This window comes from Bacillus sp. 1735sda2 (assembly GCF_024159245.1).
GTDB classification, from domain to species: domain Bacteria; phylum Bacillota; class Bacilli; order Bacillales; family Bacillaceae; genus Bacillus; species Bacillus pumilus_O.
In genome coordinates, this window is sequence record NZ_JAMYWZ010000001.1 from 2,933,645 (window position 1) to 2,951,695 (window position 18,051).

Sequence of the window (18,051 nt, forward strand, 5' to 3'; positions counted from 1 at the left end):
AATAGTTCCTCCTCTAATCTTGGGTAATAAACTCACTAACTATTTTACCAAAAAAATGTGGTTGTTCCACATGAACTGTATGCCCAGCCTGCTCAGCCAACATCAATTGACTGCCTTCAAGCTCCTGCTGCATACGTGTGGCGATATTGCAAAACTTCTCATCAAGCGCTCCACAAATCAACAAAACAGGTAAATTTAAATGCTTTAATGCCTTCCAAACAGAGGGCTGCGATCCTGTTCCTATGCCTTCTAAGCTGCGAGCTAGTCCAAGCGGGTTGGCTTTCAGCCTTCCCTTTCTTAGTTGAGCCTGCGCATGAGCTGATAAAGTTTTTTGCGAAGCAAATAGTGGGATACTCTCCCAAAAATCCACAAACTTCACTAAACCTTCATCTCTCATTTTCTGAGCGAGCTGATGATCATGTTTGAGTCTTGCCATCCGCTCTTTAAACGTGCGAAGCCCTGGAGAGGTACTCTCTAAAATCAACTTGTTGACTCGCTCTGAATAACGAGAGGCAAATGATAAAGCAATACGTCCTCCCATAGAATATCCGAGAATATTCACTTTGTGAAGCTTTAATTGGTTTAAAATCTCTGCAAGATCTGCCAGTTGATGCGACATCGCATATCTTCTTATACTTTCTGGTGAGTCCGTGCGGCCATGTCCAAGCAAACTGATTTGAATCAATCTTGTATTTTCCATATAAGCATTCAAAAAGTTCCAAGAAGCCGCACTTCCAGTAAAACCGTGTAAGCATAGCGTGGCATTCTCACCTGATGGATTCTGATCTATCACCTCGTACGCCACACCATCACGCATCCTTATTATGAAAGAAGACATTCTTTTTTCACTTCTTCCAATATGTCATCCATCATTTGACGATGCTTGCTTACACGAGAATGCCGATCTGTTTCAATTTCAATTAAATGAAGTCCAGGCTCTTCTATATGAGCCTTATAGACATCATGGAATTCTTGTTTCGTTGAAGGTTTCGAATAGGTTCCCCCATACAGCTTAGAAGCATACTCAAAATTCAGTCCAGTCGGTGTACCAAAGAGTTTTTCATAATACGGTTCCTCAGACGCCTGCGGAAGGAACGAAAAGATGCCTCCTCCATCATTGTTTAACAGCACAACCGTCAGTGGAATGTCCATCAACTTAGCTGCAAGAAGACCATTCATATCATGGTAAAATGATAAATCTCCAATCACTAAGGTGACTGGCTGTTTCAAAGCTGCATACGTGCCAAGTGCTGTAGACACGACGCCGTCTATACCATTTGCGCCTCGGTTCGCCATCATTCGAAAAGGGTTCGATTGCGTTTCAAAAAACGTATCCACATCACGAATCGGCATACTATTTCCGATAAAAAGAACACTCTCCTTCGGTAAGAGATGCTGAAGCTGACGGTACACATTCCCCTCAAATGACAGATCCTCATCAGAATAATGAGATGCATGCGTTCTGAATGATGAATTAGCATGCTGCCAGCGCTTTAGAAAACTTGTATCCGCACGTTGATCTGCTCTATTGACTACTTCATCTATAAAAGCTGCCACATTACTTTCAATGATGTATGAAGCACTCAGTCCAGGATCTCGAAAACCTCCAGCAGCATCAACAACAATCTGATTCACATCCACATGTTTTTCCAGCCATTTGAATAAAGGTTTAGACACAGGCATCGGTCCAAAACGAATCACCATATCCGGCAATAGGTGCTGCTGCAATGCTTCATCTTTTAATAAAGAATCATACGCATCAATTATAAGCTCTGCATGCTCATGACCATTTCGCAAATGAGAAAGCGGGTCCGCTAAAATTGGAAGATGCAAGTCTTTTGAAAGACGTAACACTGCCTCTTTTTCTTTCTGAGTATGAAGCTCTCCACACACAATCAGTCCCTTTTTGGAACGGTTCATGACCGTCACAATTTCAGATAGCACATCATCATTTGGGTAAGCCTGACCTGTAGCTAATACCTTTTTTCGGTCTGTTTCTTCTCTGTCGAAAGGATGAATAGACAAATCAGGAAGCAATGGTTCTCTCAGAGGGACATTGATTTGTACAGGTCCCTTCGGCTCTTGCATCGACATATGATTTGCTCTTGCCGCCGCTGTCTGAACATAGCGTAACATCATCTGACTTTCTTCTGGCAATGCTAAGTCTGTGAACCATTTAACAAACTTACCGAATAAGAATTGCTGATCAATCGCTTGAGGTGCTCCAACTTCCCTCAATTCGTGCGGCCGATCAGCAGTTAAAACAATAAGTGGGACACGGGAATAATGTGCCTCTACAATGGCTGGATAAAAGTTAGCAGCTGCTGTACCTGATGTACAAATAAGCAGCACTGGGGTTTGACTTGCTTTCGCGAGACCTAGCGCATAAAAAGCAGCAGACCTTTCATCCACTAATACATGGACATTGATGTCTTGGTGGGCAAGAGCCAACATTGCAAGCGGGGTTGAACGAGAACCTGGACAGACAACTGCCTCTTGTACGCCACCTTGGACAAATTCATCCATCAATCTGCCAATATATGTTGTCATAATCTGATTATTCAATAGGACAACCTCCAAGCGCAGATAGCATTGGTCTTAATTTCACTTGTGTTTCCTCATACTCCTGCTTTGCAAGGGAATCCTCTACAATGCCGCAGCCAGCGAACAAACGAACATGGTCTTCCTCAATAAGACCTGACCGAATGGCGACAGCAAATTCTCCATTGTCCTGAGAGTCAATCCACCCTACTGGTGCTGCATACCAGCCACGTTTCAACGGTTCGATTTCACGAATGACCTCAACCGCCTTTTCCTTCGGATATCCGCCTAATGCTGGCGTCGGGTGGAGCTGTTCAATTAACGAAAAGAGGGAACAACTGTTTTTAATTTCTCCCACAATCGGTGTAAACAAATGTTGAATATTTTTTGTTTTATAAAGACTAGGTTGATTTGGTTTATGCACGCGAAGGCAATTGGCTTCAAATGCTTGTTCAATCATATTGACAACAATTTGATGTTCAATCAAATTCTTCTCATCATGCAACAGTTCCTCGCCTAATGCTTTATCTTCCTCTTCATTTTTTCCACGAACAATTGAACCTGCTAAACAAGATGAAAAGACCTCTCCGCCGCTTTTTTTCACTAAACGTTCCGGTGTAGCTCCGACAAATGCTTGTCTCCCCTGTTCAACCGCAAATACATAACTTGTTGTTTGATGCTTTAATAATGCTGATAACAGTGGAGCGAGTTCAATTTGATTTTTATAGTGAAGCAAGACTTCTCTTGCTAGAACAACCTTTTCATATTCGTTAGCACGAATGTGGTCTGTCGCTTCTTGGATCGCCTTCATCCATTCATTCACATCTAGTTCTTCCATATGAACAAGTTCAGCTTGTCCATCATATCTGAGCGGTAATGTTTTGAATTGAGAGGCTTTTTGTTCTAATTCTTGAATGAGCTGATGAACATTCCCATCCACCTGCTTCCATTCATTGATCGTAAGAAACGTGCCTTCTTTTGAGACAGTGAGCATCATCGATGGCACAAAAAAATGAGCCTCACCAAAAGCTTCCCAGTGACGCGCCTTCTCTTCATACGGATCAAATGAGAATCCACCAAATAAAAGCGGACCAACAGCCGCTTGCCTTAACTCCTTCTCATCATGAAAATGGAACATGTGCTGCTTCAGCTGTTCCCATTCTTGATGGACTGTATCAAATCGTTCCTTACCTTGCTCAGATGATTTAATAACGGCCGCTCTGCCAAGTCCAGAAAATATCATTTGGCTTTCTGGATCAGACCAAAAAAAGCGCTCGCCTAAAAAATCCGCTTCGCCGCTTTGGAAAAAGGCAAGAGGATCCAGATCGTCAACTCTTCTGGAGTAGCTTATCAAAACAGCATGGTTGACGTTATTCGCTTCTTCTAATGTCGCAAGCGCTTCCTGCCGGAAAGTACTTTGCACTGTTGTCACCATGATACATTCCTCCAAAATCCATGAAATAACATAAAAAATAAAACCATCATGAAAAAATACGTGAACATTCGAATATGTCGAATGACCTGCTTTTCTATTATAAACCTTAACAGATGAACTTAGTAAAGAAAACAGCTTTTAAAACCTCGATTCCTTATTATATCACGCTTTCTAGATTTTTTCGCTCTCGCTTCTTGAAACGAGAGCATCTATAAGAAAAATGGAAAGTCTTGTTTTAAGATCAAGCTTTCTCTCGATATGGCAACGATTAGCAAACATCTTTTTCTGGATTCATCGCATCAATATATTGACACCTTTTTGAACTTTGCTAAACTGGAATTTGGACGTGTACGTATTTTTTTATTTAAAGGAGTATATTTTATGCAGCATCAATCGATATCAGATCAGCTTTCACCGATAAAGCCTGATAAGAACTGGCGGATTTGGTGGAATTTACTACGACCGCATACATTAACAGCAGCATTTATTCCCGTTACTTTAGGAACTGTTCTAGCACTTCCAAGTGGTCAAATACATGTTGGGCTATTTTTAGCTATGCTGTTTGCATCAATGTTTATCCAAATCGCAACAAACATGTTTAATGAATACTTTGATTTTGTTCGCGGATTGGACAACGAGAAATCTGTCGGTATCGGCGGCGCCATTGTCAGAAATGGTGTAAAGCCAAAAACAGTTCTCGGCCTCGCTTATGCACTATTTGCGCTTTCCTTACTACTAGGAGTATACATTTGCATGATGTCTAGCTGGTGGATTGCACTGATAGGACTCATTTGTATGGCAGCAGGCTATTTCTATACAGGCGGTCCTGTTCCTATTGCATATACACCGTTTGGAGAACTTGTGTCAGGTGCCTTTATGGGACTAGGAATTATTCTGATCAGTTTCTATATTCAAACAGGCACACTGACGTCAAAAGCTGTTCTCGTCTCATTACCAATTTCAATTTTAGTTGGTGCCATCTTACTATCGAACAATATCCGCGATTTAGACGGTGATAAAGAAAATGGACGAAAAACACTTGCTATCCTTGCTGGACGAAAAGCGGCAGTGAACATTTTACTTTCCATGTTTTTGATCTCATATGTACTTATTTTTGTTTATATCTTCACAGATATTGTCGGCCTTTGGAGTCTTCTTGTTTTACTCAGTGTCCCAAAAGCATATACAGCTATCAAAGAATTTAAGCAAAAAGAAAAACCAATTGAATTAATGAATGCCATGAAATCGACAGCTCAAACCAATACATTTTTCGGTTTTCTGCTAACAATCGCTTTGATCTTACAATACTATATTGCTTAACAAAGAACGCCTGCCCCAGCCGCAGGCGTTTTTTCATGAGGAATTGCTTCAAATTGGAACTAGTCTTACAGATAAAATTGCTCATACTAACATTATGTTTGATATGAAAGGATGATCGCTTTGTTGTCTAAAGACGAATTACATCATTTGAAGCAGCGACTTCTCGATGAAAAGCATGAACTCGAAGCCAAAAGCCATGACGATGAACAAAAAGTATCATTTCCTTATGATTCTGTCGGAGATCTGTCAGCCTATGATAATCACCCAGGTGATCAAGGGACAGAACTGTTCGAACGCGGGAAAGATATTGCATTAAACAGTTTGGAACATGAACATCTGTTAGACATCAATGAAGCACTTCAAGCCATCACAGACGGCTCTTATGGCCAGTGCAAGGTCTGTAAAGCCCCTATCCCAAAGGAACGTTTAGAAGCCTTGCCTAGTGCCGTCACATGCACAGAACATTCAAAAGAACAAACCGTTTCACAAAACCGTCCGATTGAAGAGGATTTATTAAGTCCGCCCTCAGGTCAATTTGAAAATGAAGAAAGTGCGGCATACGATGGTGAAGATGCATATCAAGACGTAGAACGGTACGGAAATTCTGATACGCCGTCCGATATGGAATTTCCTCCATTGACATACGATGATGTGTATACACAATCAGAAGATGAAGATTATGTCGAAGACTATGAGGGATTCGCAGCTGCTGATATTGAGGGAAAAGCAAGCAAGGTATATCCAAATAAAGCCCACGAAGCTTATGAAGAAGCATTGGACGAAGAAGGCGTCATGACCGTATTTGGTGATTTGAAGCCGTACGAAGAAGAACCTTATACAGAAGAAAATCATTAGTCCCCTCATAATGGGGGCTTCATGTTTATATCATGTAATAATTGGGAAATCACTTTAAGAGTGAATTTGATTGGAGGAGATTCTAATGGCAAGAAAAAGTATCATTTGGGCAGTGATTGTTTTCTTTATTACATACGCATTATTCTCTGTGGCGGGATTCCTGTTTCCGATTGACAGAGAGTGGTATGATGCATTAAATAAACCGGAATGGACACCAAGTGGTGGTGTAATTGGTGCTGTATGGGCTGTCTTATTTGCTCTCATCTCGTTGTCCGCAGCGATCATTTATGGAAAATATGGATTTCAAAAAATCACTTTACCATTTTGGATTCTTTTTCTTTTAAATTATGTATTTAATCAAGCCTTTAGTTTTTTTCAATTTACACAAAAAGATTTATTTGCCGCTACGATTGATTGCCTGCTTGTCGCACTGACAGCACTTGCTCTTGTGATCGTCTCGCGTAAACTAAGCAAAGTCGTTCCAATTTTACTCATTCCTTATGTGTTATGGGGATTCTTTGCAACTTACTTGTCTTATACGATCTATTCCATGAACATGTAAAAAAAGACCGTTATTATGGCGGTCTTTCTTTTTTGGAGAAAATAAAAAAGAGATCTTTGACAAGACCTCTTTTAAAAATGACCCGTACGGGATTCGAACCCGTGTTACCGCCGTGAAAGGGCGGTGTCTTAACCGCTTGACCAACGGGCCAGATAAATGGCGGAGAAGGAGGGATTTGAACCCTCGCGCCGCTTGCGCGACCTACACCCTTAGCAGGGGCGCCTCTTCAGCCACTTGAGTACTTCTCCATTTGGCTCCGCAGGTAGGACTCGAACCTACGACCGATCGGTTAACAGCCGATAGCTCTACCACTGAGCTACTGCGGAATATCATGGTGGGCCTGAGTGGACTCGAACCACCGACCTCACGCTTATCAGGCGTGCGCTCTAACCAGCTGAGCTACAGGCCCATGATTGGATATACAAATGGAGCGGGTGATGGGAATCGAACCCACGACATCAGCTTGGAAGGCTGAGGTTTTACCACTAAACTACACCCGCAAATATGTATGGGGCGATTGATGGGAATCGAACCCACGAGTGCCAGAGCCACAATCTGGTGCGTTAACCACTTCGCCACAACCGCCATACTATCAATATTTTTTTATAAAAGTGGCTCGGGACGGAATCGAACCGCCGACACACGGATTTTCAGTCCGTTGCTCTACCAACTGAGCTACCGAGCCATGTATTCTTTTTAAAAATGGCGGTCCGGACGGGACTCGAACCCGCGACCTCCTGCGTGACAGGCAGGCATTCTAACCAACTGAACTACCGGACCATTTTGGCTGTATAAAATAATTTGGTTGCGGGGGCAGGATTTGAACCTGCGACCTTCGGGTTATGAGCCCGACGAGCTACCGAACTGCTCCACCCCGCGATGATATCAATTTAAGTTTTTAAAAAATATGGCGGAGGAAGAGGGATTCGAACCCCCGCGGGCTTTGACACCCCTGTCGGTTTTCAAGACCGATCCCTTCAGCCGGACTTGGGTATTCCTCCGTATAGATGGTGGACCTTGTAGGACTCGAACCTACGACCGGACGGTTATGAGCCGTCTGCTCTAACCAACTGAGCTAAAGGTCCTTTATAGCGGCGGAGGGGATCGAACCCCCGACCTCACGGGTATGAACCGTACGCTCTAGCCAGCTGAGCTACACCGCCATGATCAAAATAATCTTTTAAAAGTGGAGCCTAGCGGGATCGAACCGCTGACCTCCTGCGTGCAAGGCAGGCGCTCTCCCAGCTGAGCTAAGGCCCCATAAAAGATGGTCGGGAAGACAGGATTCGAACCTGCGACCCCTTGGTCCCAAACCAAGTGCTCTACCAAGCTGAGCTACTTCCCGATCTTAATGGCGCGCCCGAGAGGAGTCGAACCCCTAACCTTTTGATCCGTAGTCAAACGCTCTATCCAATTGAGCTACGGGCGCTTATTTATAATGCCGAGGGCCGGACTTGAACCGGCACGGTAGTCACCTACCGCAGGATTTTAAGTCCTGTGTGTCTGCCAATTCCACCACCCCGGCGTGGATGGTATAAGCGGAAGACGGGATTCGAACCCGCGACCCCCACCTTGGCAAGGTGGTGTTCTACCACTGAACTACTTCCGCATTACAGGATTTCTTTATTTTATTTGGCAATGCGGGTGAAGGGACTTGAACCCCCACGTCATAAAGACACTAGATCCTAAGTCTAGCGCGTCTGCCAATTCCGCCACACCCGCATGAAACATGGTGAGCCATGAAGGACTCGAACCTTCGACCCTCTGATTAAAAGTCAGATGCTCTACCAACTGAGCTAATGGCTCGCTTTAAAAGCGACTTGTCTATCTTACCATATGAAACTGGTGCCGGCAAGAGGACTTGAACCCCCAACCTACTGATTACAAGTCAGTTGCTCTACCAGTTGAGCTACACCGGCTTTATCTATCCTAACATTATGTAAGAATAAATATGGTGGAGGATGACGGGCTCGAACCGCCGACCCTCTGCTTGTAAGGCAGATGCTCTCCCAGCTGAGCTAATCCTCCACTATGTAGGAATCTCTCGATCCGACAAAGATTATTATATACAGGTTTTCATCATTTGTAAAGGCTATATTAAAAAAATTTTATTTCAATTTTCATCCCGTATTTCTTTTAGCAAATGACCGTTATTTCCTCTAATCAATCAGCGTCATCTAACGTTCATCACTTAAACGCCTCCATTCTATATTCTCTTTAAAAATGGGCAATTCCTTCATAAATATTAGCATCTCACATTAGATACCCATTATGTCTGAATTAGAATTAATTATCTACTAATATCAATACAGAGCTTTTCTATCATCTATTCATCTAACTCTTTACTGGTTATTTCATAGTTAACTGGAATACACGATCTCATTTTTAAAGACTTTCATCTGCTTATAAATACGCTAGAGTGGAGTGTTGAAACGTTCATCAAACAAGTGCAATCAGTAGCATATTTTCTCAAGAAGCACAAAAAAGATCAGTTCCAAATGGAACTGATCCTTATACAAGCTTGGCGGCGTCCTACTCTCACAGGGGGAGACCCCCAACTACCATCGGCGCTGAAGAGCTTAACTTCCGTGTTCGGTATGGGAACGGGTGTGACCTCTTCGCTATCGCCACCAAACCTGATGGAGAGAATGTTCTCTCAAAACTAGATAACAATGTTCAAACTTCACAATAGAATATAGGTTAAGTCCTCGATCTATTAGTATCTGTCAGCTCCACGTGTCACCACGCTTCCACCTCAGACCTATCAACCTGATCATCTTTCAGGGATCTTACTTCCTTGCGGAATGGGAAATCTCATCTTGAGGGGGGCTTCATGCTTAGATGCTTTCAGCACTTATCCCGTCCGCACATAGCTACCCAGCGATGCCCTTGGCAGAACAACTGGTACACCAGCGGTGCGTCCATCCCGGTCCTCTCGTACTAAGGACAGCTCCTCTCAAATTTCCTGCGCCCGCGACGGATAGGGACCGAACTGTCTCACGACGTTCTGAACCCAGCTCGCGTACCGCTTTAATGGGCGAACAGCCCAACCCTTGGGACCGACTACAGCCCCAGGATGCGATGAGCCGACATCGAGGTGCCAAACCTCCCCGTCGATGTGGACTCTTGGGGGAGATAAGCCTGTTATCCCCGGGGTAGCTTTTATCCGTTGAGCGATGGCCCTTCCATGCGGAACCACCGGATCACTAAGCCCGACTTTCGTCCCTGCTCGACTTGTAGGTCTCGCAGTCAAGCTCCCTTGTGCCTTTACACTCTGCGAATGATTTCCAACCATTCTGAGGGAACCTTTGGGCGCCTCCGTTACATTTTAGGAGGCGACCGCCCCAGTCAAACTGCCCACCTGACACTGTCTCCCTGCCCGATAAGGGCAGCGGGTTAGAAGGTCAATACAGCCAGGGTAGTATCCCACCGATGCCTCCACCGAAGCTAGCGCTCCGGTTTCCAAGGCTCCTACCTATCCTGTACAAGCTGTACCAACATTCAATATCAGGCTGCAGTAAAGCTCCACGGGGTCTTTCCGTCCTGTCGCGGGTAACCTGCATCTTCACAGGTACTATAATTTCACCGAGTCTCTCGTTGAGACAGTGCCCAGATCGTTGCGCCTTTCGTGCGGGTCGGAACTTACCCGACAAGGAATTTCGCTACCTTAGGACCGTTATAGTTACGGCCGCCGTTTACTGGGGCTTCAATTCGCACCTTCGCTTACGCTAAGCGCTCCTCTTAACCTTCCAGCACCGGGCAGGCGTCAGCCCCTATACTTCGCCTTACGGCTTCGCAGAGACCTGTGTTTTTGCTAAACAGTCGCCTGGGCCTATTCACTGCGGCTTCTCGGGGCTTTAACACCCTAAGAAGCACCCCTTCTCCCGAAGTTACGGGGTCATTTTGCCGAGTTCCTTAACGAGAGTTCTCTCGATCACCTTAGGATTCTCTCCTCGCCTACCTGTGTCGGTTTGCGGTACGGGCACCTCTCACCTCGCTAGAGGCTTTTCTTGGCAGTGTGGAATCAGGAACTTCGCTACTAAATTTCGCTCGCCATCACAGCTCAGCCTTCACGGGAAACGGATTTGCCTATTTCCCAGCCTAACTGCTTGGACGCGGATATCCAATACCGCGCTTACCCTATCCTCCTGCGTCCCCCCATTGCTCAAATGGTGAGGAGGTGGTACAGGAATATCAACCTGTTGTCCATCGCCTACGCCTTTCGGCCTCGGCTTAGGTCCCGACTAACCCTGAGCGGACGAGCCTTCCTCAGGAAACCTTAGGCATTCGGTGGACGGGATTCTCACCCGTCTTTCGCTACTCATACCGGCATTCTCACTTCTAAGCGCTCCACCAGTCCTTCCGGTCTGACTTCACAGCACTTAGAACGCTCTCCTACCACTGTTCGTTAGAACAGTCCGCAGCTTCGGTGATACGTTTAGCCCCGGTACATTTTCGGCGCAGAGTCACTCGACCAGTGAGCTATTACGCACTCTTTAAATGGTGGCTGCTTCTAAGCCAACATCCTGGTTGTCTAAGCAACTCCACATCCTTTTCCACTTAACGTATACTTTGGGACCTTAGCTGGCGGTCTGGGCTGTTTCCCTTTCGACTACGGATCTTATCACTCGCAGTCTGACTCCCAAGGATAAGTCATCGGCATTCGGAGTTTGACTGAATTCGGTAACCCGGTAGGGGCCCCTAGTCCAATCAGTGCTCTACCTCCGAGACTCTTACCTTGAGGCTAGCCCTAAAGCTATTTCGGAGAGAACCAGCTATCTCCAGGTTCGATTGGCATTTCACCCCTACCCACACCTCATCCCCGCACTTTTCAACGTGCGTGGGTTCGGGCCTCCATTCAGTGTTACCTGAACTTCACCCTGGACATGGGTAGATCACCTGGTTTCGGGTCTACGACCACGTACTCATGCGCCCTATTCAGACTCGCTTTCGCTGCGGCTCCGCATCTTCTGCTTAACCTTGCACGGGATCGTAACTCGCCGGTTCATTCTACAAAAGGCACGCCATCACCCTTTAACGGGCTCTGACTACTTGTAGGCACACGGTTTCAGGATCTATTTCACTCCCCTTCCGGGGTGCTTTTCACCTTTCCCTCACGGTACTGGTTCACTATCGGTCACTAGGGAGTATTTAGCCTTGGGAGATGGTCCTCCCGGATTCCGACGGAATTTCACGTGTTCCGCCGTACTCAGGATCCACTCTGGAGAGAACAACATTTCAGTTACAGGGCTGTTACCTTCTTTGGCGGGCCTTTCCAGACCTCTTCGCTTATATCGTTCCTTTGTAACTCCGTATAGAGTGTCCTACAACCCCAAGAGGCAAGCCTCTTGGTTTGGGCTGTTCCCGTTTCGCTCGCCGCTACTCAGGGAATCGCATTTGCTTTCTCTTCCTCCGGGTACTTAGATGTTTCAGTTCCCCGGGTATGCCTTCTCATACTCTATGTATTCAAGTATGGATACTACTCCATTACGAGCAGTGGGTTTCCCCATTCGGAAATCTCCGGATCAAAGCTTGCTTACAGCTCCCCGAAGCATATCGGTGTTCGTCCCGTCCTTCATCGGCTCCTAGTGCCAAGGCATCCACCGTGCGCCCTTTCTAACTTAACCATTTCTTACTTTAGAAAGAATCACTATGTGTGATGAACTTTGCATTGCATTCAATGTGAATGTATTACTTATTGTTATCTAGTTTTCAAAGAACAATCCTGTCTCGCTAGAGACATGTTTTGAAGGAATGATCCTTCAAAACTAAACAAGACGAAAACGCACGCTGCTCCATATATCCTTAGAAAGGAGGTGATCCAGCCGCACCTTCCGATACGGCTACCTTGTTACGACTTCACCCCAATCATCTGTCCCACCTTCGGCGGCTGGCTCCATAAAGGTTACCTCACCGACTTCGGGTGTTACAAACTCTCGTGGTGTGACGGGCGGTGTGTACAAGGCCCGGGAACGTATTCACCGCGGCATGCTGATCCGCGATTACTAGCGATTCCAGCTTCACGCAGTCGAGTTGCAGACTGCGATCCGAACTGAGAACAGATTTATGGGATTGGCTAAACCTTGCGGTCTCGCAGCCCTTTGTTCTGTCCATTGTAGCACGTGTGTAGCCCAGGTCATAAGGGGCATGATGATTTGACGTCATCCCCACCTTCCTCCGGTTTGTCACCGGCAGTCACCTTAGAGTGCCCAACTAAATGCTGGCAACTAAGATCAAGGGTTGCGCTCGTTGCGGGACTTAACCCAACATCTCACGACACGAGCTGACGACAACCATGCACCACCTGTCACTCTGTCCCCGAAGGGAAAGCCCTATCTCTAGGGTTGTCAGAGGATGTCAAGACCTGGTAAGGTTCTTCGCGTTGCTTCGAATTAAACCACATGCTCCACCGCTTGTGCGGGCCCCCGTCAATTCCTTTGAGTTTCAGTCTTGCGACCGTACTCCCCAGGCGGAGTGCTTAATGCGTTAGCTGCAGCACTAAGGGGCGGAAACCCCCTAACACTTAGCACTCATCGTTTACGGCGTGGACTACCAGGGTATCTAATCCTGTTCGCTCCCCACGCTTTCGCTCCTCAGCGTCAGTTACAGACCAGAGAGTCGCCTTCGCCACTGGTGTTCCTCCACATCTCTACGCATTTCACCGCTACACGTGGAATTCCACTCTCCTCTTCTGCACTCAAGTTTCCCAGTTTCCAATGACCCTCCCCGGTTGAGCCGGGGGCTTTCACATCAGACTTAAGAAACCGCCTGCGAGCCCTTTACGCCCAATAATTCCGGACAACGCTTGCCACCTACGTATTACCGCGGCTGCTGGCACGTAGTTAGCCGTGGCTTTCTGGTTAGGTACCGTCAAGGTGCGAGCAGTTACTCTCGCACTTGTTCTTCCCTAACAACAGAGCTTTACGATCCGAAAACCTTCATCACTCACGCGGCGTTGCTCCGTCAGACTTTCGTCCATTGCGGAAGATTCCCTACTGCTGCCTCCCGTAGGAGTCTGGGCCGTGTCTCAGTCCCAGTGTGGCCGATCACCCTCTCAGGTCGGCTACGCATCGTCGCCTTGGTGAGCCATTACCCCACCAACTAGCTAATGCGCCGCGGGTCCATCTGTAAGTGACAGCCGAAACCGTCTTTCATCCTTGAACCATGCGGTTCAAGGAACTATCCGGTATTAGCTCCGGTTTCCCGGAGTTATCCCAGTCTTACAGGCAGGTTACCCACGTGTTACTCACCCGTCCGCCGCTAACATCCGGGAGCAAGCTCCCTTCTGTCCGCTCGACTTGCATGTATTAGGCACGCCGCCAGCGTTCGTCCTGAGCCAGGATCAAACTCTCCGAGGTATGCAGGATGCATATCACACATGCGTTGCTACACGATGTAGCGAACTTAGCATGTGATCATTTCCTGCCTCGTCAGCGTTTGACTGACTACCTATGAAACATCATAGGATTTTTTATAAAAACTCGAATTAACAGGTACGTTTTGTCTTGTTTAGTTTTCAAAGATCATCTTCGCCGTCTCTCAGAGGCGACTTTATTAATATAACATTCTATCAAGATAAAGTCAACAACTTTTTTCTTTATGTTATTTAATAACCGCGCTGTTTTAGCGGCGAATACAAATATAACACCTTTTGAGAGAGGAAACAAGTATTTTTTCTAAATAATTTATTTTCCCTTATCTCTACCTATATAATCATACAAAAATCGATTGTCACAGGAATTCTCTATTGTTGATCTAGAAGGTCTTTAGTATATTTATAATAGAAGAAAACTAAATAACCGCAGGGGGAGCTTTGTGCTGAGAGTGAACACTTGTTGTTCTGACCCTTTGAACCTGTCAGTTAATACTGAAGTAGGAATGTGGATTCATTTGAATACATATGGTGTATTCAACTCGATATGTTTTTCTATGAATAACATACTCATCCTTACACGGTCTCTCCTTGCTCAATTCATGAAAAGGGAGATTTTTTTATGCAGCAATCAAACCAATTGGTACGACTGATGGAAATCGCAATTATGACTTCACTTGCACTTGTATTAGATTACTTATCAGGTCTCTTTTTAAGAATGCCGAATGGCGGATCTCTTGCGCTGATTATGATCCCCGTCATTCTTATGTCTATTAGATGGGGAATATCAACCGGGTTTATCATTGGCGTGCTTATTGCAGGCCTTCAGCTAATGAATGGCCCTATTATCGCTACACCAGTTTAAGGATTCCTCGATTATTTCGTCGCATCTGTTGTCATTTCCCTAAGCGGCCTATTTGCTGGATTGATTAAAAAAGCCATTCAGGATCAAAAGCGAAAGCAGCAATTCTTCTATATTACTTTATCCGTATTTGTTGCAAGTTTCTTCAGACTGTTGACATTCTTTATTTCTGGTGTTGTTTTCTTTTCTCAGTATGCACCAAAAGGAACGCCAGGTTGGGTTTACTCTTTAATTTATAACAGCACATATATGGTTCCTTCATTTATTATTTGCAGTATCGTTCTTTGCATACTCATACCAAGTGCATCTCGTTTGGTTTTTCCTCACAAAAAATAACTGGCTGATTTCAGCTGGTTATTTTTTTATGCATAAATTGCCGCTCTATGGAATCTATTAATAGTAGAAGATTTCATGTTGGAGGTACATCAATGAACCCTTACTCCATTATGCTGTGCTGTTATATTCTCAGTCTTGCTTATTTTTTGGCAGGTTTCTATGAAGCTTTAAAGATAGCAGGAATAAAAGGAAAAGTAGAAGCTTCTCCTCTTATCTCTTATATGTTGCTAGCGGTGCTTTTCACATTTTTCTCTCATTATTATTGGAAGCTGACGATTTAATTCGGTGTAGATGGTCATTTAATACAGGTAGCTCCCACCCGTACCCTATTTCATCATGCTTCTCGCCAGCCAGCTCGAACTGGCTGGTAACGACAAAATGAGGTTGAAGCTTTTGATAAAAATGCTTTGCCGAGTTTTGTTCAAATACCCACAGTAGTATATTTTGATACCCTTTCTCTATTAAATAACGCACTCCTTCTGCAATTAAAGCAATTCCTACTCCTGATCTCTGTTTCTTTTGCAATAAATAGATCGCGTAAAGTTCTCCATCATATGTTGGATACCTCTCATCACGTTGTTTTCCAAAAGAAGCAAAACCAAATACCCCCTCGGCATCTTCTGCGACAAACGTCCCTTCAAGTGACATTCTTCTCCAGCTTTCTTCTCGCTCTTCTATTTTTAAACCATCCAAATAATCCTGATTGATAATACCTTGATAAGTCGTCTGCCAGCTCTTCACATGTATTTCGGCGATTTTAGGAATATCTTGTTGTACAGCATGTCTCACCTTCATCCGCGCCACTCCTTCTCATTTTTTCACCATATCTTTATTATGATAAATTCCTATTTCCTAAAATTCAACCAGTAAAGGATATCCATTGACATTTTGTCAACACACCTTTATATTGAGTACGACTTCTTCTATAGAAGAGTTGATACATCATACAAAGGATGGCGTAAAATGGATTCTAAAACAACTGAGCTTGGGACTCTTTTAAAGGAAAGATTGCAACAACGTTCTTTATCTTTAAGAGAGCTCAGCACATACACAGAAATTGATAAAGCGACACTGTCTCGAATCATGAACGGAAAAAGAAAACCAACTTTGAATCATCTGCAGCGGCTTTCAGATTCTCTCAACCTATCATTAGATCAACTATTAGCTGCTGCTGGGTTTCCAATCAAAAACGAAAAGGCACATAGTGATACGTTCATCCAAGCGGTAGAAGAGATCGAAACAACACTGAAAGATCAGGAGGTCTATGACGGTACATTTAGTCAGACGAAATTGAAACAAAAGCTAAACGAATATGAGACCTATAGCCAAACAAACGAGGGAAAAGAAACGATCTCGGCAAAGTTTGAGAAAAAGATGGAGACGCTAAACGGCATCGGACCATTCCTTCAGCATTTGAAAGACATGTACAGCTTATTCATGACCGGACGAGGTACTTCTCGAGAATTAATGCTGATGGGGGGCGCGCTCCTTTATTTCATTATGCCTGTTGATTTAATACCAGATTATATTTTTCCGATCGGCTACATTGATGATGCTGCGGCTGTGAAAATCGTCATAGACCAGCTGACAAATAGGTAACAGGAAAAGAAGCTATGAAAAAACAGTACAGCATTGACTTCATCCTTTTACTCACTGTCATTTGTTTCTTTGTCATCAGCCTGATAGCTGTATATAGCGGATCGGGGCAGTATGAAACGCAGGATATGTTTTATTTCGTCAAAAGACAAATCTTCTGGTATATCGTCGGCTTTGGTCTCATGGCCATAGCTGCATACTTTGATTATGAATTGCTTGAGCGTTTATCTTTTCGGTTATTTGCAGGTGGTATTTTTCTCATTATTCTTGTGCACTTTTTTGGAACGAGTCAAAACGGTTCGCAAAGGTGGATCAGCTTCGGTTCAATCAAAGTTCAGCCATCAGAGTTCATGAAAATTTTTATGATCTTGCTTCTAGCGGCTGTGCTGAACCAATACAAGCATCAGCGATTCTCGTTTAAAGAAAGTATCATTCCTACAAGTAAAGTCGTTTGCTGGACCGTTGTTCCTTTTTTACTCATTTTAGTTCAGCCTGATTTAGGGACAGCGCTCGTCGTATTATCTATCGCCTTTACACTAATGCTTGTTTCAGGGATTTCTAGCAAGATGATGGCCGCATTAACGGCTTCTTTTCTGGCATTTCTTTCATTTTTGGTCTACTTACACAACGAACATTTTGAGCATTTCACAAAAATCATTAAGCCACATCAGCTTGATCGCATTTATGGCTGGCTCTCTCCCGATGAATTTGATTCAACATACGGGTATCAGCTGAAACAATCGATGCTCGGTATTGGATCAGGTCAATTATCAGGAAGCGGTTTTACAAAGGGGCATCAAGTACAAGGCGGTAATATCCCTGAAGCGCATACGGATTTTATCTTTGCCGTCATTGGTGAGGAGTTTGGTTTTATCGGCGCCTCCCTTTTAATGTGTTTGTACTTGATGATGATTTACCGAATTATTCATGTGGCTATGCACGCGAATACGCTTTATGGTTTGTACATATGTGCGGGTGTCGTTGGACTGATCGTGTTTCAAGTTTTCCAAAACGTAGGAATGACAATTGGATTAATGCCTGTAACAGGACTCGCGCTTCCTTTTATCAGCTATGGAGGCAGTGCGCTACTCACTAACATGATTGCCATTGGCCTCGTGTTTAGTGTCAATATCAGATCATCATCCTATATGTTCGGAGACAATTGGAATTGA

At 44.6% G+C, this 18,051-nt stretch carries 9 protein-coding genes, 21 tRNA genes, 3 rRNA genes, 1 pseudogene and 1 riboswitch; of the genes and pseudogenes, 6 read left to right on the forward strand and 28 right to left on the reverse strand.

Annotation, left to right across the window (positions count from 1 at the left end):
• Positions 1 to 13: 13 nt before the first annotated feature.
• From menH to NKR21_RS15275, 3 genes are read right to left on the reverse strand one after another with little or no spacing between them, the layout of a single operon-like run.
• Positions 14 to 838, reverse strand: a complete 825-nt coding sequence (gene menH / locus NKR21_RS15265; RefSeq protein ID WP_012011002.1) for a 2-succinyl-6-hydroxy-2,4-cyclohexadiene-1-carboxylate synthase — start codon at positions 836 to 838, stop codon at positions 14 to 16.
• The gene (menD, locus tag NKR21_RS15270; RefSeq protein WP_144457588.1) at positions 823 to 2,565 is read right to left on the reverse strand and encodes a 2-succinyl-5-enolpyruvyl-6-hydroxy-3-cyclohexene-1-carboxylic-acid synthase; all 1,743 of its coding nucleotides are present in this window, start codon (positions 2,563 to 2,565) and stop codon (positions 823 to 825) included. The genes menH and menD overlap by 16 nt, the downstream gene beginning before the upstream one ends.
• Entirely contained in the window at positions 2,558 to 3,976 is a 1,419-nt protein-coding gene (locus NKR21_RS15275; protein ID WP_012011004.1) for an isochorismate synthase, read from the reverse strand. The genes menD and NKR21_RS15275 overlap by 8 nt, the downstream gene beginning before the upstream one ends.
• Before the next feature lie 381 nt (positions 3,977 to 4,357).
• Here NKR21_RS15275 and NKR21_RS15280 point away from each other — a divergent pair, with 381 nt between their 5' ends.
• The 3 genes from NKR21_RS15280 (at position 4,358) to NKR21_RS15290 (ending at position 6,713) form a co-directional block, all read left to right on the forward strand.
• Positions 4,358 to 5,296, forward strand: a complete 939-nt coding sequence (locus tag NKR21_RS15280; protein ID WP_012011005.1) for a 1,4-dihydroxy-2-naphthoate polyprenyltransferase — start codon at positions 4,358 to 4,360, stop codon at positions 5,294 to 5,296.
• Between the two features lie 120 nt (positions 5,297 to 5,416).
• A complete protein-coding gene (locus NKR21_RS15285; RefSeq protein ID WP_041815883.1) occupies positions 5,417 to 6,151 on the forward strand; it encodes a TraR/DksA C4-type zinc finger protein in 735 nt (244 codons plus the stop codon).
• An 85-nt stretch (positions 6,152 to 6,236) separates the two neighbouring features.
• Positions 6,237 to 6,713: a TspO/MBR family protein gene (locus NKR21_RS15290; RefSeq protein ID WP_119125277.1), complete on the forward strand. Its 477-nt coding sequence runs from the start codon at positions 6,237 to 6,239 to the stop codon at positions 6,711 to 6,713.
• 78 nt (positions 6,714 to 6,791) lie between these two features.
• On the opposite strand, the gene NKR21_RS15295 is transcribed toward NKR21_RS15290, so the two are convergent.
• The 24 genes from NKR21_RS15295 to NKR21_RS15410 form a co-directional block, all read right to left on the reverse strand.
• Positions 6,792 to 6,863, reverse strand: a tRNA-Glu gene (locus NKR21_RS15295).
• 7 nt (positions 6,864 to 6,870) lie between these two features.
• Positions 6,871 to 6,961: transfer RNA gene (locus tag NKR21_RS15300), tRNA-Ser, on the reverse strand.
• Between the two features lie 3 nt (positions 6,962 to 6,964).
• Positions 6,965 to 7,039, reverse strand: a tRNA-Asn gene (locus NKR21_RS15305).
• A gap of 6 nt (positions 7,040 to 7,045) precedes the next feature.
• Positions 7,046 to 7,122, reverse strand: a tRNA-Ile gene (locus tag NKR21_RS15310).
• Between the two features lie 17 nt (positions 7,123 to 7,139).
• Positions 7,140 to 7,213: transfer RNA gene (locus NKR21_RS15315), tRNA-Gly, on the reverse strand.
• A gap of 9 nt (positions 7,214 to 7,222) precedes the next feature.
• A tRNA-His gene (locus tag NKR21_RS15320) sits at positions 7,223 to 7,298 on the reverse strand.
• Between the two features lie 27 nt (positions 7,299 to 7,325).
• Positions 7,326 to 7,398 (reverse strand) — tRNA-Phe (locus NKR21_RS15325).
• A gap of 18 nt (positions 7,399 to 7,416) precedes the next feature.
• Positions 7,417 to 7,493: transfer RNA gene (locus tag NKR21_RS15330), tRNA-Asp, on the reverse strand.
• 22 nt (positions 7,494 to 7,515) lie between these two features.
• Positions 7,516 to 7,592, reverse strand: a tRNA-Met gene (locus NKR21_RS15335).
• A 29-nt stretch (positions 7,593 to 7,621) separates the two neighbouring features.
• A tRNA-Ser gene (locus tag NKR21_RS15340) sits at positions 7,622 to 7,714 on the reverse strand.
• Between the two features lie 7 nt (positions 7,715 to 7,721).
• Positions 7,722 to 7,798 (reverse strand) — tRNA-Ile (locus NKR21_RS15345).
• Between the two features lie 4 nt (positions 7,799 to 7,802).
• Positions 7,803 to 7,876 (reverse strand) — tRNA-Met (locus tag NKR21_RS15350).
• A gap of 24 nt (positions 7,877 to 7,900) precedes the next feature.
• Positions 7,901 to 7,973: transfer RNA gene (locus NKR21_RS15355), tRNA-Ala, on the reverse strand.
• Between the two features lie 8 nt (positions 7,974 to 7,981).
• Positions 7,982 to 8,058, reverse strand: a tRNA-Pro gene (locus tag NKR21_RS15360).
• Positions 8,059 to 8,065: 7 nt separating this feature from the next.
• Positions 8,066 to 8,142, reverse strand: a tRNA-Arg gene (locus NKR21_RS15365).
• Positions 8,143 to 8,152: 10 nt separating this feature from the next.
• Positions 8,153 to 8,238 (reverse strand) — tRNA-Leu (locus NKR21_RS15370).
• A gap of 12 nt (positions 8,239 to 8,250) precedes the next feature.
• Positions 8,251 to 8,322: transfer RNA gene (locus NKR21_RS15375), tRNA-Gly, on the reverse strand.
• Positions 8,323 to 8,352: 30 nt separating this feature from the next.
• Positions 8,353 to 8,435, reverse strand: a tRNA-Leu gene (locus NKR21_RS15380).
• Positions 8,436 to 8,443: 8 nt separating this feature from the next.
• Positions 8,444 to 8,519, reverse strand: a tRNA-Lys gene (locus NKR21_RS15385).
• Positions 8,520 to 8,556: 37 nt separating this feature from the next.
• Positions 8,557 to 8,632 (reverse strand) — tRNA-Thr (locus NKR21_RS15390).
• A 33-nt stretch (positions 8,633 to 8,665) separates the two neighbouring features.
• Positions 8,666 to 8,741 (reverse strand) — tRNA-Val (locus NKR21_RS15395).
• A 491-nt stretch (positions 8,742 to 9,232) separates the two neighbouring features.
• A 5S ribosomal RNA gene (gene rrf / locus NKR21_RS15400) occupies positions 9,233 to 9,348 on the reverse strand.
• A 61-nt stretch (positions 9,349 to 9,409) separates the two neighbouring features.
• A 23S ribosomal RNA gene (locus NKR21_RS15405) occupies positions 9,410 to 12,340 on the reverse strand.
• Between the two features lie 182 nt (positions 12,341 to 12,522).
• A 16S ribosomal RNA gene (locus NKR21_RS15410) occupies positions 12,523 to 14,071 on the reverse strand.
• The 16S, 23S and 5S rRNA genes sit together here with 21 tRNA genes alongside, the layout of an rRNA operon.
• Positions 14,072 to 14,507: 436 nt before the next feature.
• Positions 14,508 to 14,609: riboswitch (TPP riboswitch) on the forward strand.
• 98 nt (positions 14,610 to 14,707) lie between these two features.
• Here NKR21_RS15410 and thiT point away from each other — a divergent pair.
• Positions 14,708 to 15,283 (forward strand): annotated as a pseudogene (gene thiT, locus NKR21_RS15415) (energy-coupled thiamine transporter ThiT).
• A gap of 240 nt (positions 15,284 to 15,523) precedes the next feature.
• On the opposite strand, the gene NKR21_RS15420 reads toward thiT, so the two are convergent.
• Positions 15,524 to 16,078: a GNAT family N-acetyltransferase gene (locus NKR21_RS15420; RefSeq protein WP_144456202.1), complete on the reverse strand. Its 555-nt coding sequence runs from the start codon at positions 16,076 to 16,078 to the stop codon at positions 15,524 to 15,526.
• 168 nt (positions 16,079 to 16,246) lie between these two features.
• Here NKR21_RS15420 and NKR21_RS15425 point away from each other — a divergent pair, with 168 nt between their 5' ends.
• Positions 16,247 to 16,882, forward strand: a complete 636-nt coding sequence (locus NKR21_RS15425; RefSeq protein WP_144456204.1) for a DUF1232 domain-containing protein — start codon at positions 16,247 to 16,249, stop codon at positions 16,880 to 16,882.
• A gap of 14 nt (positions 16,883 to 16,896) precedes the next feature.
• Positions 16,897 to 18,051, forward strand: a complete 1,155-nt coding sequence (gene rodA / locus NKR21_RS15430) for a rod shape-determining protein RodA (protein ID WP_012011013.1) — start codon at positions 16,897 to 16,899, stop codon at positions 18,049 to 18,051.